The sequence below is a fragment of the Bradyrhizobium sp. CW1 genome, assembly GCF_023100665.1.
Lineage (GTDB): Bacteria > Pseudomonadota > Alphaproteobacteria > Rhizobiales > Xanthobacteraceae > Bradyrhizobium > Bradyrhizobium canariense_D.
Map to the genome: position 1 here is coordinate 7,475,616 of NZ_CP064684.1, position 13,886 is coordinate 7,489,501.

General features: G+C 61.6%; 13 protein-coding genes and 1 pseudogene. 5 read left to right on the forward strand and 9 right to left on the reverse strand.

Features of this window, described 5'->3' with window-relative positions:
* Window positions 1–4: 4 nt before the first annotated feature.
* The 4 genes from IVB54_RS35805 to IVB54_RS35820 all read right to left on the reverse strand — a co-directional run bounded on the left by IVB54_RS35805 (window position 5) and on the right by IVB54_RS35820 (window position 2,275).
* Window positions 5–280, reverse strand: a complete 276-nt coding sequence (locus IVB54_RS35805) for a VirB3 family type IV secretion system protein (protein ID WP_018457219.1) — start codon at window positions 278–280, stop codon at window positions 5–7.
* Complete coding sequence (locus IVB54_RS35810) at window positions 280–621, reverse strand: TrbC/VirB2 family protein (protein WP_018457220.1); 342 nt, start codon at window positions 619–621, stop codon at window positions 280–282. Before IVB54_RS35810 ends, IVB54_RS35805 begins: the two co-directional genes overlap by 1 nt.
* Entirely contained in the window at window positions 618–1,616 is a 999-nt protein-coding gene (gene trbB, locus IVB54_RS35815; RefSeq protein WP_247776959.1) for a P-type conjugative transfer ATPase TrbB, read from the reverse strand. Before trbB ends, IVB54_RS35810 begins: the two co-directional genes overlap by 4 nt.
* A 188-nt stretch (window positions 1,617–1,804) precedes the next feature.
* Window positions 1,805–2,275, reverse strand: coding sequence for a GNAT family N-acetyltransferase (locus tag IVB54_RS35820; RefSeq protein ID WP_018457222.1), 471 nt, complete (start codon window positions 2,273–2,275; stop codon window positions 1,805–1,807).
* 358 nt (window positions 2,276–2,633) lie between these two features.
* Here IVB54_RS35820 and IVB54_RS35825 point away from each other — a divergent pair, with 358 nt between their 5' ends.
* From IVB54_RS35825 to IVB54_RS35845, 5 genes and pseudogenes are all read left to right on the forward strand, one after another.
* Entirely contained in the window at window positions 2,634–3,239 is a 606-nt protein-coding gene (locus IVB54_RS35825; RefSeq protein ID WP_247776960.1) for an MFS transporter, read from the forward strand.
* Entirely contained in the window at window positions 3,202–4,422 is a 1,221-nt protein-coding gene (locus tag IVB54_RS35830; protein WP_247285483.1) for an IS701 family transposase, read from the forward strand. The genes IVB54_RS35825 and IVB54_RS35830 overlap by 38 nt, the downstream gene beginning before the upstream one ends.
* A 238-nt stretch (window positions 4,423–4,660) precedes the next feature.
* Window positions 4,661–5,421: pseudogene (locus tag IVB54_RS35835) on the forward strand (IS5 family transposase).
* A 74-nt stretch (window positions 5,422–5,495) separates the two neighbouring features.
* The gene (locus tag IVB54_RS35840) at window positions 5,496–6,845 is read left to right on the forward strand and encodes an IS701 family transposase (protein ID WP_247767993.1); all 1,350 of its coding nucleotides are present in this window, start codon (window positions 5,496–5,498) and stop codon (window positions 6,843–6,845) included.
* Between the two features lie 51 nt (window positions 6,846–6,896).
* Window positions 6,897–7,556 carry a hypothetical protein gene (locus IVB54_RS35845; protein ID WP_247776961.1) on the forward strand — a complete coding sequence of 220 codons (660 nt, stop codon included), beginning with the start codon at window positions 6,897–6,899 and terminating at the stop codon, window positions 7,554–7,556.
* 214 nt (window positions 7,557–7,770) lie between these two features.
* Here IVB54_RS35845 and IVB54_RS35850 read toward each other — a convergent pair whose 3' ends face one another.
* From IVB54_RS35850 to IVB54_RS35870, 5 genes are all read right to left on the reverse strand, one after another.
* Window positions 7,771–8,211: a CopG family transcriptional regulator gene (locus IVB54_RS35850; RefSeq protein ID WP_018457225.1), complete on the reverse strand. Its 441-nt coding sequence runs from the start codon at window positions 8,209–8,211 to the stop codon at window positions 7,771–7,773.
* Window positions 8,212–8,218: 7 nt separating this feature from the next.
* Entirely contained in the window at window positions 8,219–10,201 is a 1,983-nt protein-coding gene (locus IVB54_RS35855) for a conjugal transfer protein TraG (RefSeq protein ID WP_018457226.1), read from the reverse strand.
* Between the two features lie 41 nt (window positions 10,202–10,242).
* A complete protein-coding gene (locus IVB54_RS35860) occupies window positions 10,243–11,982 on the reverse strand; it encodes a VirD2 family relaxase/mobilization nuclease (RefSeq protein WP_018457227.1) in 1,740 nt (579 codons plus the stop codon).
* A 626-nt stretch (window positions 11,983–12,608) separates the two neighbouring features.
* Window positions 12,609–13,520: a transglycosylase SLT domain-containing protein gene (locus IVB54_RS35865; RefSeq protein ID WP_018457228.1), complete on the reverse strand. Its 912-nt coding sequence runs from the start codon at window positions 13,518–13,520 to the stop codon at window positions 12,609–12,611.
* A gap of 4 nt (window positions 13,521–13,524) precedes the next feature.
* Complete coding sequence (locus tag IVB54_RS35870) at window positions 13,525–13,860, reverse strand: DUF736 domain-containing protein (RefSeq protein WP_018457229.1); 336 nt, start codon at window positions 13,858–13,860, stop codon at window positions 13,525–13,527.
* Window positions 13,861–13,886 lie beyond the last annotated feature (26 nt).

Sequence of the window (13,886 nt, forward strand, 5' to 3'; positions counted from 1 at the left end):
AGGCTCACTCGCCGAGATAGGATGGATAGCGGAGGTGACGTCGAACGACGTCCACGAACTGCGGGTCGCGCTTGGCCGCCCAGACCGCCGCCGCATGGCCCACCGCCCAAATCAGCGCTCCGGGGATCCAGAGGTGGAGGCCGAGCGCGATGGCGGCCGCCAACGTGCCGTTGGCGATCGCAACCGTGCGGGGCGCGCCGCCCATAAGGATCGGATCGGTGAGCGCGCGATGGACCGGCGCGAAGAAGCCCGGAACTTCCGGATCGACGATGCCGGCCATCAGACCAACGCTCCGCCGGAGAAGCTGAAGAAGGTCAGGAAAAAGCTCGACGCGGCGAAGGCGATCGACAGTCCGAAGACGATCTGGATCAGCCGGCGGAAGCCGCCGGAAGTATCGCCGAACGCGAGCGTCAAACCGGTCACGGTAATGATGATGACCGACATGATCTTGGCGACCGGACCTTGCACTGACTCCAGGATCTGGTTGAGCGGCGTCTCCCACGGCATCGAGGAGCCGGAGGCGTGGGCCGCGGGCGCGACAACGATGGAGATGACGGCAATCGCCGCAAGCTCCGTGAAGCGGCGGCGAACGCGACGGATCGCGGCAGGCAATTGGGTCATGATCGGTCTCCGGTAAGCGAGGATTGGCCGCCCGCCTCGGCGGACTGGACGCGGTAATCGCCGGTGGCGGGATCGAGGCCGGCAATGAGAGCGAGTTCGGCAAGGCGGCGTTCGCTGCCGCGGCCGCGCAGCACCGCGACGAGATCGATCGTCTCGGCAATCAGCGCCTTGGGAACGGTGAGGACGGCCTCCTGGATGAGCTGTTCTAGACGACGAAGCGCGCCCAGCGCGGAGCCTGCGTGAATCGTTCCGATCCCGCCGGGGTGGCCCGTTCCCCAGGCTTTGAGGAGCTCCAAGGCTTCGCTGCCGCGTACCTCGCCGATCGGAATCCGGTCGGGGCGTAGACGTAAGGAGGACCGAACCAGATCGGACAGGGATGCGACGCCGTCCTTGGTGCGCAGCGCGACCAGATTCGGAGCGCGGCATTGCAGCTCACGCGTATCCTCGATCAAGACCACGCGATCGGTGGTGCCCGCGATCTCGGCCAGCAGTGCGTTTGTCAGGGTGGTCTTGCCGGTCGAGGTGCCACCGGCGACCAGGATGTTCTTGCGGGCGGCGACGGCTTCGCGGAGCACGCCCGCCTGCCCTGCCGTCATGATGCCGGCCGCGGCGTAGTCGTCGAGGGTAAAAACAGCAACGGCGGGCTTGCGGATCGCAAAGGCCGGCGCCGCAACGACGGGCGGAAGGAGCCCCTCGAACCTCTCCCCCGTCTCGGGAAGATCGGCCGAGACGCGCGGCTTCTCGCCATGCACCTCGGCGCCAACATGGTGCGCGACCAGACGCACGATCCGCTCGCCATCGGCGGCGGACATCGTTCGTCCGCTATCCTCCAGGCCGCCGGACAGCCGGTCGATCCAGAGCCGGCCATCAGGGTTGAGCATCACCTCGACGATCGAGGGGTCTTCGAGGAAAGTGGCGATCGCGGGGCCGAGCGCGGTGCGCAACATGCGCGCGCCACGCGAGAACGCTTCCGAATGGAGTGAAGTGTCCGCCATGATCGTCCCCCGTCGAGCGCCAATCACGGCAAGCGATCAGCAACGGGGATGGATAGAAAAGGCAGGAACTGGCGCAGTTCAACAAGTATTCAGCCGTCGTAGGGACCCGGCGCAGAGCAGAGAAAAAATACTTGCTAGGTCGCGAATGCGACTCGCTGAGAATCACATAGCAGCAAGGGTGTCGAAGTTCACAATTCCATATGCACGATTTCGACAGGCTCGCCGCCGAGACCGTGAGAGAAATAGCCCCTACCTATGCTTTTAAAGCCATGCTTTTGGTAGAAGCCTTCGGCATTGATCGTCGCTTCGAGCCTCACTGGACCGTTATGGCCTAACCGTGCCTGTTCAATCCCGATCTCGAGCAGTTGCCGACCCAGTCCGGCGCCAGCGGCTTCTGGCAAGATAAATAGGCGTGTTACTTCGCCGGGTTCCGCATCGACAAATCCGACCACGATACGGCCGCGGAGACACACGGTCATTCGCCCCTTGGCGATGAGCTCTTCGTAAAATGCCGGCGTACGGTGGCCCATCCAATTCTGGATTTGGTTGTGAGAGTAGGATGCGCGAGCAAGGCCGTCGATCGACGCCTTGGTAACGTTGAAAACCGCCTCCGCGTCCTCGCGGCGAGCGGCCCTAAAGGAAACATCGTCGAACGTCATAAGAAGTGAACTCCAGATGTTTCTGCCTAGTTCGGTTTGCGAGTTCGCCGGAGTTTTGATCAACCGTGGTCGGCTGATTGCGGTACTCTTCGGCGAATACCGTGCCAATGGAGAAACCCAGCAAACTCGTATGACCGTGAAAATGAACCACGGCATATTCCCTCTTCGACTTAGGCTATTAGCGCATTTTTTGTTCGGTACCACGCAGGTTTCCTGCAGATTTCGGCGAAGATGCGCGATCACTCCCAGTGGACCCTAGGACATCGCAAATGTCAGATGCAAAACTGTCGCTTGAATCGGAAAATATGTCAGATCATTAGGAGACGCCAACCACGATCTCCCTTGAGGCAGATTCAGCGTGAAAGATTCGGAAAGACCTCTGTTTATAGCGTTTTCGTCGGCTTCTTTCTTCATCGTTGGTGTCGGCATTGTTCTGCCAGCCTGGGTAGCTTTCCACGAGGGTGGTTCTGGACTGGTTGGACTGGTGTTACTTTCAACCAGCGTCGCCGGCTTACTGCTCGCGCCGGTTGCCGGCCACCTGGCCGATCGTCATGATCGGGCACAGGTCACGGTGGCGGGGCAGACGATCCGCGCCTTGGGGCTGGCCGTTCTCGCTCCCGTTGGATTTCTCACAGAATCTTTGTCGCCCGTCCTTCTCATCGCTTCCGGCGTATTGGGAGCCTTTGGCTTCGCGCTGCTGTCGGGATCACTGAGCGGCATTTTGCAGGCAATCGTCCCCGAAGCACAGCGCATGGGGTTCGCCCTTCGACTTTCCCTTTTCAATCAGTTGGGCATAGCGATCGGGACGGGTGCTACCGGGCTTGCCATTGACAGGCTTGGCAGTCTCACGACCGCACTGATGTTTGCGGCGGCAGCTCTAGCATTACAGTTGCTTTTGTTGCGGGCTTCTGAATCCATGGGCAACCATGATTCGAATGTCGTGGGCGCGGGCCGCGTCGGTTGAGGCGACGCTTGCGTTGTGGGCGGCGTCGCTTCGAGAGATCAAGCAACGGATACGTCCGTTGTTCACGCAAGAGCGTGTTGCGACGAATGCAGGTCTGTTCCTGGAAGGTCTGCTCGGAGATGAGCAGCGCAAGACCGGTTGGATGCGCGCGGAGGCGGCTGGCGATCCCGGCCCATGGCGGCAGCAGGCGATTCTGGGTCGTGGAGACTGGGACGCTGATGCCCTGCGCGATATCGTGCACGACTATGTCATCGAGCATTTGGCGGATGACGATGCGGTGCTCGTGATCGACGAGACCGGTTTTCTCAAACAGGGCAAAGCGTCATGCGGAGTGGCGCGGCAATACACTGGTTCGGCAGGAAAGATCACGAACTGCCAGATCGGCGTCTTCGCTGCCTACGTTTCGCGTCATGGCCATGCGTTCATCGATCGCGCGTTGTATCTTCCGAAGGAATGGACCGACGATCCAGATCGTCTGGAAGCCACATATGTGCCTGCCGATGTCGGCTTTGCGACCAAACCAAAGCTTGCGACGAGAATGATCGCACGCGCGATAGCCGGGTCTGTACCATTCAAGTGGGTTGCCGGTGATACCGTCTACGGTGTTGGCAACATCGAACAGCAACTACGTCGGGCAGGCAAAGGCTACGTGCTTGGGGTCAGCAGCGCTCATGTGTTTCGATCCTGGGGCAAGCGACCGCCGGTCGCCGGTACGGCTGCAGACCTCGCCCGGACGCGGCGCTCATCCGACTGGAAGCGCCTGTCGGCGGGAGCCGGAACCAAAGGACCGCGGCTGCACGATTGGTGTTATCTCGAATTGGCGGATCTCGAGGCCGAGCAGTCCAACAGTGCAAATGACGGTTTGTGGACACGCGGTCTACTGATCCGTCGTCGCATTGCCGATGATGACCTCGCCTTCTTCACCACCTGGTGCCCAGCGGGAACAGCCATTGAAACGCTGGTCGCGGTCGAAGGCCATCGATGGGCGATCGAGGACAGCTTTGAAACGGCGAAAAACGAGTTCGGGCTCGATCACAACGAGAGCAGATCCTGGCATGGCTGGCACCGTCATGTGTCCTTGGTGATGCTCGCCTTCGCCATGATGGCCGCGATCCGACATCGCGCTAATCCGCCACCGCCCAAAAAAACGAAACGGCGCCCCCCGGCAAAAGCCAAAACATAACCACCCCACCACTGATCCGTTGGTCAATCCAGGAAATCCGCCGCATTGCTATCAGACTTGCGCGGAAGCGGATTCAACCCGCACACATCATCGCATGGTCCTTCTGGCGCAGAGCTCACCAGGCTGCCGCTCAACGCGCCCACTTCAAATCAAAAAAGCAACTGTAATGCTAGGGTCTGTACCTAATTAGCGAGTTCTGATTCCCTCGTGCTAAGTTGATTCGGCACGGGGGACTTCGATGCGCAAAGGACTGTTCTGGCTCAACGACAAGCAGTGGGCTCAGATAGAGCCGCATCTGCCAACGAACCAGACCGGCCCGGCGCGGCAAGACGATCGACGCATTATCAGCGGTATCATTCACATGCTCCAGTGCGGCGCACGCTGGCGCGATTGCCCGTCCGACTATGGCCCTTACACGACGATCTACAATCGGTTCAATCGCTGGGCTAAGCGCGGACATTGGCAGGCGATCTTTGAAGCGCTCGCCCGCTGCGGCAAGGACCGAGTGGCTTTGTCGATCGACTCCACCTCGATCAAAGCGCATCGCTCGGCGAGCGGCGGAAAAGGGGGGAGTGTGAACAGGCGATCGGCCGCTCGCGCGGTGGGCGGACCACGAAAATCCACGCGCTGAGCGACCCTGATTGCAAACCTTGCGCATTTCATCTCACTCCGGGACAAGCCGCAGACATTGCCGCAGGGCCGGCCCTTTTGAAGCTCGCGCCGCCCATGTCTTCCCTCATTGGGGACAAAGGCTACGATGGCGACGGCTTTCGCGCCGAAATCGTCAATCGCGGCGCGAAACCCGTCATTCCAAACAAATCCAACCGGGTAACCCTCCACAGCTTCAGCAAGCGCCTCTATAAAGGGCGCAATGTTATCGAGCGCTGTTTCTGCCGGCTCAAGGATTTCAGGCGTGTTGCTACTCGCTACGACAAACTTGCCAGAAACTTCTTGGCCGCCGTCCACCTCGCCGCTCTCGTCGCTTATTGGATCAATTGAGTCTGAACCCTAGCACTACTTTGGCAGATTGTTGATTTTGCCGCGATTTATAGGATTCCCGAATCAATTGTTCAATGATTCATGGGTGGTCGGCTCTTGGAGGGCTGACCATGCCGGGATGGGAAGACGAACTCGAACGCTGGCTGATGCCGTTCTTGGACCGGCTGGGTCATAAGACCCGACAGCGGATGTGTCCTCTATATGTTGCGGGATTGATCGGTCCTGGCGATCGCAAGAGCGTTCAGCCGATGGCGGAACGCCTTGCCACGAGCAACTACGACCAGTTGCACCATTTCATTGCGGACGGCGTCTGGAACGCGACGCCGCTAGAGACAGAGCTGCTCAACCAGGCGGACCGACTTGTCGGCGGCAGGGATGCGGTGCTGGTTATTGATGACACCTCACTGCCGAAAAAGGGTGAGCGATCGGTCGGTGTTGCGGCTCAATACGCGTCGGCTCTCGGTAAAACTGCAAATTGCCAAACGCTGGTGTCTTTAACGCTTGCGCGCGGGGAAGTGCCCGTGATGGTCGCGTTACGTCTCTTTCTGCCTGACAGCTGGACAAGCGACATGCCTCGCTTGAAGCGCGCTCGCGTGCCAGTCGAACACCGAACGCCGCGGTCCAAGCCGGAGATCGCTTTGGCCGAGATTGACCGCGCGATGGCAGCCAACATACGCTTTGGATGTGTGCTGGCGGATGCAGGATACGGCCTCAGCGCGCCGTTTCGACAAGGGCTAACAGAGCGCGGGCTGGCCTGGGCGGTCGGTATCCCTCGGCACCAGAAAGTGTATCCGGTCGATGTGAAGCTCATTTGGCCGATCACCAAAGCCCGTGGCAAACCACGAAAGCACCACGTGCCCGATATCTTATCGATTGCGGCAGAACAAATGCTGGCCAGCGCCAAATGGAAAACCGTGAGTTGGCGCAGCGGGACGAAAGGTCGGCTCAAAGCCCGATTTGCTGCTCTCCGTGTCCGCACCGCCGACGGCCCTCCGCAGCGGATATGGGATAAAGGTCAGCAGCATCTCCCAGGCGACGAAGCCTGGCTCATTGGCGAGCAACGTGCCTCCGGGGAGAAGAAATACTATCTCGCCAATCTTCCGGCGACGACGGATCTGCGCACGCTGGCCGCCACCATCAAGGGACGGTGGATTTGTGAGCAGGCGCATCAACAGTTGAAGGAGGAACTTGGACTTGATCACTTCGAAGGGCGATCATGGCAAGGTCTTCATCGCCACGCCCTTATGACAATGATTGCCTACGCCTTCCTGCAACATCGTCGCCTCGCAAACGCGGGGCGAAAAAAAAAGAATCAACGGGCCTCCGCCTCAACCGACTATGCCCGCCGTACGTCACGCCATCGTCGATCTCATCCTTCGGCCGCCGCCCCAGCAGTGCCCACATTGCCGAAAGCAAATCCTTGAAAAACAGCGGCGAAAACACATTCTGCCAAAGTAGTGCTAGCATGTCTTCCTTTGCTGAAGCCGATCACAGCGCAGGCCCGCGACGTCCGATCGTCTCGACGGCTTAGTCTACTTTCTGCTTCACGGCAGGCTCTCAGCTATTTGCTCGCCAGTCCTCAAGCACTCTCCGCAGCGGTGACGGTCGGACTGGCATTTGCCGTGATCCAGATAACCAACCTTCTCTTACCGGGTTTTGTGATTCGATCGCTCGACGGTGATAGTGGCCTTTTTGGGTTGCTCGAAATGGCTGCCGCGATCACTGGAATGGTCGCATTGGCGGTAGTGGGCTTTCCGTCCATAGCGAAACGTCTGCAAGGTCTCACACCCGCAATCCTGGCTATTGCTGGCGTATCCCTGTTCTTGTTCTCCCTCGCGCCGAATCGGGCCATCGCTATTGTTCTCTACTGTGTGGCCGGCATGCTCTGGAAGGTGTCGCGAGCAGCGGCCAACGGCCACCTTTTGACCGTTGTGGATGCCGGCATGATTGGCCGTGTGCAAGCGTTCACAGCCCTGCTTACAGGTGGCTTCGGGCTTGCGATATATCTCATCCCGACAATTGCGCCAGGAGCCTCGGAGGCAACACTCTACATGGCATGTGGCGCGGCCATTGTGGCCTGCGTCGGCGGGCTATCCCTTTGGACCGCAGGTCAGGAACGATCGCGGAAATCTTGATCTTCGTGGCCAGTTTCGTTGCGTTGAACTTCAACAGAGGCCGCAAACATCACTTGCACAGTTGGTATTTCGCGACCGACGTTTGCGAGATCTTCGCCAACAAATTCGGGCTCGAAGCGGTTAGCTACCTGACTGATAGGCCGTAGCCCTAGCCCATTGCAGGGTTCGAGACCGCCATCCACTTCACTGGCTTGATTTCAGTGTCGCGTCGTCCCTAGTCGCCTTGAAACGAGCCAGTCTGCTGAGCATCCTCCGGGATTTCCTGCCGCAGCTTTGGTCCCTGATTGAGTCGGCGGCCCAGAGCGGCGACAAAGTTATCATAGCGCGCTCCGGCCTGTGCCCTCGCTGCCTTGGCGGCCGGTTCGGGAAGTGGCGGTGTCGTCGTGAGCCAGAAGCGGATGAAGAGAGCGATGGTCTCGACTGAAATTCCAACATCCCGCTCAAGGCGAGCGATCCGGCGGTCGATCTGGTCGAGTCTCTTGGCAGTAGCGGCCTCACGCCGCTCATCGGCATCCGGCGACAGAAAGGACGCAATGGCGGCTTCGGCGATCAGCGACAGCGACTGCTCGCGCCGGGCGGCATAGGCCGACAGCGCCTTCATGACATCAGGTTCGAGATAGACCGACATCTGGGCCTTCTTCTTCGCTGCGGTCATGCCAGCCTCACAATCCAAGCTCATCGCCAGGATCGAGCGAGGCTTGGCGCGCCACGCCCTGCATCATGTCGTTCATACGCCTGATCCGCGGGACATCTTCATCGAGTTCATCGGCGAGGTCAGATGCAAACTCATTGTCGAGCGGTTCCTTCTTTTCCACGATGTCTCGATCCAGTTCCGGATGCCGCCGCCGATCCGCGGACTTTGGATCTTCGTCATCCGTCTGGCCGTCGGTCAACGACGCCAATGGAGTTGGGTGCGGCGGCAGCGGCCGTGAACTCCAGTCGTCCGGCCGGCCGTCGTTGGATTTAGTCAGGGTCGGCGGCGCCATGATGCGCTCCTGGAAGCGTCCGTCCTCGTAGTAGCGCGCCTTCTTTGCTCGAATCGGATGGAGACCCGACATCATGACGATCTCATCTGATGGCGGGAGCTGCATCATCTCGCCGGGCGTCAACAGCGGGCGAGCGGTCTCGGACCGGGACACCATCAGGTGACCGAGCCAAGGTGCCAGCCGGCTGCCGGCATAGTTCTTCATCGCCTTCATCTCGGTTGCGGTTCCGAGTGCATCGCTCACCCGTTTCGCGGTCCGCTCGTCGTTGGTCGCGAAGCTGACCCGGACGTGACAATTGTCGAGGATGGAGTTGTTGGGCCCATAGGCTTTCTCGATCTGGTTCAGCGACTGGGCGATCAGAAAGCTCTTGATGCCGTAACCCGCCATGAAGGCCAGCGCGGACTCGAAAAAGTCGAGCCGGCCGAGCGCCGGGAATTCGTCGAGCATTAGCAGGAGCCGGCGCCGGCCGGCCTTGGCTTGGAGATCCTCGGTCAAGCGCCGGCCGATCTGATTGAGGATCAGACGGATCAGCGGCTTGGTGCGATTGATGTCCGATGGCGGCACCACGAGATAGAGCGTGGTGGGCCGGTCCCCGCTAACGATATCAGTAATCCGCCAGTCGCAGCGCCGAGTTACCTCTGCCACCACGGGATCCCGGTAGAGGCCCAGGAACGACATCGCGGTGCTCAGGACGCCGGAGCGTTCGTTGCCGGACTTGTTCAAGAGCTCGCGCGCGGCGGAGGCGACGACGGGATGGACGCCGGCTTCGCCCAGATGCGGCGTCCGCATCATCGCGGCAAGCGTCGATTCTATCGGCCGCTTGGGATCGGACAGGAAGGCGGCGACGCCGGCGAGCGTCTTGTCCTTCTCGGCGTAGAGGACGTGGAGAATCGCGCCGACCAGCAGCGCATGACTGGTCTTCTCCCAGTGGTTTCGCTTCTCGAGGCTGCCCTCGGGGTCGACCAGGATGTCGGCGATGTTCTGGACGTCGCGCACCTCCCACTCCCCGCGCCGGACTTCCAGCAAGGGGTTATAGGCCGACGAGTTCGCGTTCGTCGGATCGAACAGAAGCACGCGGCCATGCCGCGCGCGGAACCCGGCGGTGAGCTGCCAGTTCTCGCCCTTGATGTCATGGACGATTGCGGAGCCCGGCCAAGTCAGGAGCGAAGGGATGACAAGGCCCACGCCCTTGCCGGATCTCGTGGGAGCGAAACACAGCACATGCTCCGGTCCATCATGGCGAAGATAGGCGCGCTCGAACCGGCCGAGCACCACGCCGTCGGCCCCAAGCAGGCCAGCCTGCTCGATCTCCTTTGCCTCGGCCCAGCGCGCGGAGCCATAGGTCTCAGCATTGTTTGCTTCACGGGCGCGCCAAACCGACATCCCGATCGCAACGGCTGCGGCGATGATGCCGCCGGATGCGGCGATGTAGCCACCCTCGATGAAGATTGAGGGTGCATAGGCATCGTAGGCATACCACCAGCAGAAAAAGGCGGGCGGGAGATAGAACGGAAAATGGAGCAGCTCGAACCAGGGCTGCCCGAGCTGCGGCTGGAAGCCGAGCCGCCAAGCCGTCCATTCCGTCGCGGTCCAGATAGTCAGCAGAACGATCGCGAGGACTGTGATGACCTGGCCCCAGAGAATTTTGGTCGCGGACATGGCGGCCGTCCTCTCTTGATGTCGGTGATTGGAGGGATCGCTCACAGGCCGAGCCCCCGACTGCGTCCAAAACTCCAATCGATGCCGCCGTCGGTGCGGGCCACGCCGGAGACATGTCGGCCGAGCTGATTTTCGAGTGAGGGCGTCCAGGGCACGAGCTGAAAGCCGAGACCGTCGTCGAGCATGGCGAAGCGGCCGGAGGCGAGCGCGAAGCGCTGCCGATAGGTGCCGGCGACATATTCGCCGGCAGCCGACGGGTTGAACGGCCGGCCGGTCTCGGCAGCGAGCTGCTTGCCGAGATTCGCTAACTCCCGCTGGCGCAGTGTGCCGATGAGGTTCTTCGCAAACACCAGTCCATGCGCCTGGCGTTCGGCGAGACCCTGTTCGATGAGCTGCCCGGCCCGCCGTTGCATGGCGTCGCGGACTTCGTCGCCGAAGCCCGCCTGGCCCAATGCCACCGGATCGCGCGCAACCGCCTGCCGGTCGAGCCACGTCGCGCCTCTCGCCGTTATCTGCGCTTCGATCGAGAGATCGGAGCGGACGGCGAGCGCCGCGCGACGCTGCCCTCTCGCGTCGTTGAATTTGCGTAGCTCCACAATGGAGCCCGGTGCGCTGTCGCCGGAAGCGTCGAGATCGGGCAGCCTGATGTGGTGGGTGCGTCCGTCGACGCCGTCGATCACGGCATAGGCGGTCCCTTTGAGTTCGTCGTCGAGACCGCGATCGACGAGGCGTCCGATGATGGGCACGTCGAGGCTTTCGCCCGATAGCACGTAGCTCGCGGTCCCGCGCTCGATGCCACGTTCGGTCAGGCTGCGGTGGATGCGCTTGATGATGTCGCCGCGCTCGTCGAGCTCGCGCAAGGTCGTCTCGGCGGCCTCGTCCATGACCCATTGGCCTGGCCCGAGTTGATGCGCAAGTCCGAGACTCTCCAAGCGCCGCAGCCGGCCGACCTTCAGGGCATGGAACTGATCAGGCTGCTGCGCCAGATCGGGTGCAAGGTCGATGACCCCATGCCGGTCTGCATCGCGAACAAGCTGGCGGTCGAGCTGTGTCCAGCGTTCGGCTTCGACCTGGCGCTCGAGCGAGCGACGGATGTCCGGATCGGAGCGCAGTCCGAGTTCCTGTGTGGCCAGGTCCTGGGCACGGGCGCGCATCCCCTCCTTGATGTAGACGCGGGAGATGACGAGGTCCTGGCCATCTTCGGCGACACCGCGCACGATGACGTGGACGTGGGGGTGCTGGGTGTTCCAGTGATCGACACCCACCCAATCGAGCTTGGTGCCGAGATCCACTTCCATCTGGCCGACCAGCTCGCGGGCGAAACCTTTGAGGTCGGCCATATCGGCTGCGTCTTCCGGCGAGACAATGAAGCGGAAATGGTGGCGGTCATCCTGACAACGCTCGGCAAAGGCCTTGGGATCGGCATGCTCCGTGTCCGGGCCGAACAGCCGGGCCTTCTCCCCGTCCCGGGTCACGCCCTCCCGCCGGAGATAGCCGAGATGCGCGGCGAGCGGCGCCGATCTCGCTTTATGCCTGACAACACGTGTCTTGATCGTCACCAGACGCGAGCGGCCGGTGAGCAGACGGTTTGCCCGCGCGCTGGCGACCCGTCCGCGGCCGAAGCGCGAATGACGATGGTTGGCGAGCTGGCCGGCTCGCGAAAGACCGCCGCCGGCACGCTGAGCAGCCGCAAGCGCCTGGGCGATGAAGGGCTTGGCCCGCTGGCTCCGCGAAGAGCGGATGCGGCCTGGCCGAGGCTGAAATTCCTTCTCCTCAGTCATGGCCAGCCTCGGCAATGTGCGAAACGTCAAATGCCTGCAATGCGTTGACCGTGAGGCGCACATTGCGCACGAGAGCCGCACATTGCCAGATCAGCAAAAAAGGAAAGCAACAACAACCGACCGACCGAGCCGCACATTGCGGCCTTTTATCTCGCCATCGTTCGGTCGTCGCCGTGTTCTCCCGGTCGCTGGCTCCCAAGGCCCAACCTCCAAGCCAACAGACTCTCGGCAGTCGCGGCGATTTGCGACAAAATGCAGTTCGGGTCATTGCACTAATTTCTCCAATAGCGCCTGCCCGAACATGTCTTCTGGCGGCCGATTCATTGCGAAAGGGGTGCCGCGACCTGGCAGTTGACTCGCAAGCCCCCATTGTTTGCGTGCGCTTGCGATAGCGATCGTTACCCGAAGGGCCGAGACACCCGTAGGGTGGCTCGGTGAGGAGCGAAGCGACGAGTAGAGCGCGGGCCGAAGGCATCGCCCATATGCCGTCAGCACGTTATTATCGCACTCCTCCACTTCGCGGCCGATGGCGGTGGCAAGGTGCCATCGCCCGACCAATAGCCGGACCTCCGCAGCAAGGACGTCGACGGGCGAGCGTCGTTCCTTATGCTGATGACAACGTGCAGTCATCGCGATCCTCCTGTTGTCGAGAGTGCGACGAATAGGCCATTCGACTGCGGTGCGATGGCCGAGAGATCGTGCACGGGAACCGCAGCCGGCTTGTCGGTCGTCGGTCGATCAGATGCCGCCCGTGTCGCGGAAGACAGTCCGTCAGCGCGGGTGAAAAACAGCGGAGCCCGCGTCCAGGATGAACGAGAAGAGGCCGCGACGAGGAGAGCTCCTGGCGTGCTCTCCACATCGACAAAAGGGACGACGGCAGCAACGTAGGCGACGCTCTCGGTGGGCAGCGGACGATGTCGGTCGCGGTAGTCTTCATAGCGGCCGGGACCAGCATTATAGGCCGCGAGGAATCCCGGCGAGCCGTAGCGGTCGTGCAGCTCGCGAAGGAAAGCTGTGCCCGCAAAGATGTTGTCATGCGGATCGAAGGGATCATGTCCGAGGCCGTAGCGCACGCGCATCTCCGTCCAGGTCTTCGGCATGAGTTGCATCAAGCCAAGCGCGCCTTTGGGTGACACTGCGCGCCGATCGCCACCGCTTTCGATCCGCATAACGGCGCGGATCCAGTCCACCGGAATGCCGAAGCGCTGCGCGGCTTCCGCGACATGAGTGGCATAGCGCTCGCTCACCTGTTGACGTTGGATTGGTGCTTCCTGCGCCGCCGCCGTTGGCCCACCCATCACCAGCAGGCCGGCAAGCAGGATGACGGCAAAGCCTGCTCGGTCTCCGCCGTGACGTGAGCAAGCCGCAGAGCTCGTGCCCGTCGAAAGCGTGCTCCGTGCGCCAACCTGCGGTCGCCATTGACGGCCGCGCGCGACCGCCGACTGGTGCTTGAGGGGGATCAGGCGAGGAGACGACACGAACAAAGAGATGGAGCCTTGATGCGCCTTGCAGCCAGCACGCGTGACGGATTCCTGCATGCGATCAGTCCCGCTCGGCGCGCTGGGGCTGACGATTCCAGCTCAGCGTCCAGACCGATTTGTCCTCACTCGACTGGAAGAGATTGGCCCGGATCGGCCGCGGCAGCGTGGGATCGTCGATGATGAGCGAAACATAGTCGCCCGCCCTTTCGCCGGTACGCTTCCAGCCCGCGCCGATCTCCGGGCCTTCGCCATCGCCGAGCCGAATGCGGTAGTCGGGCGCGTTCTCGGCATCCGAGGATTCGGCCGGGACGAGGGTGAGAATCCGTTCGAAGAACAGCGTTTCAATGCGTCCGGTGAAACCGGACTTCTCGCGAGTGAACTGACCGATTTGCGCCATGGGAAATCTCCTTGCTTGCTGGGTTG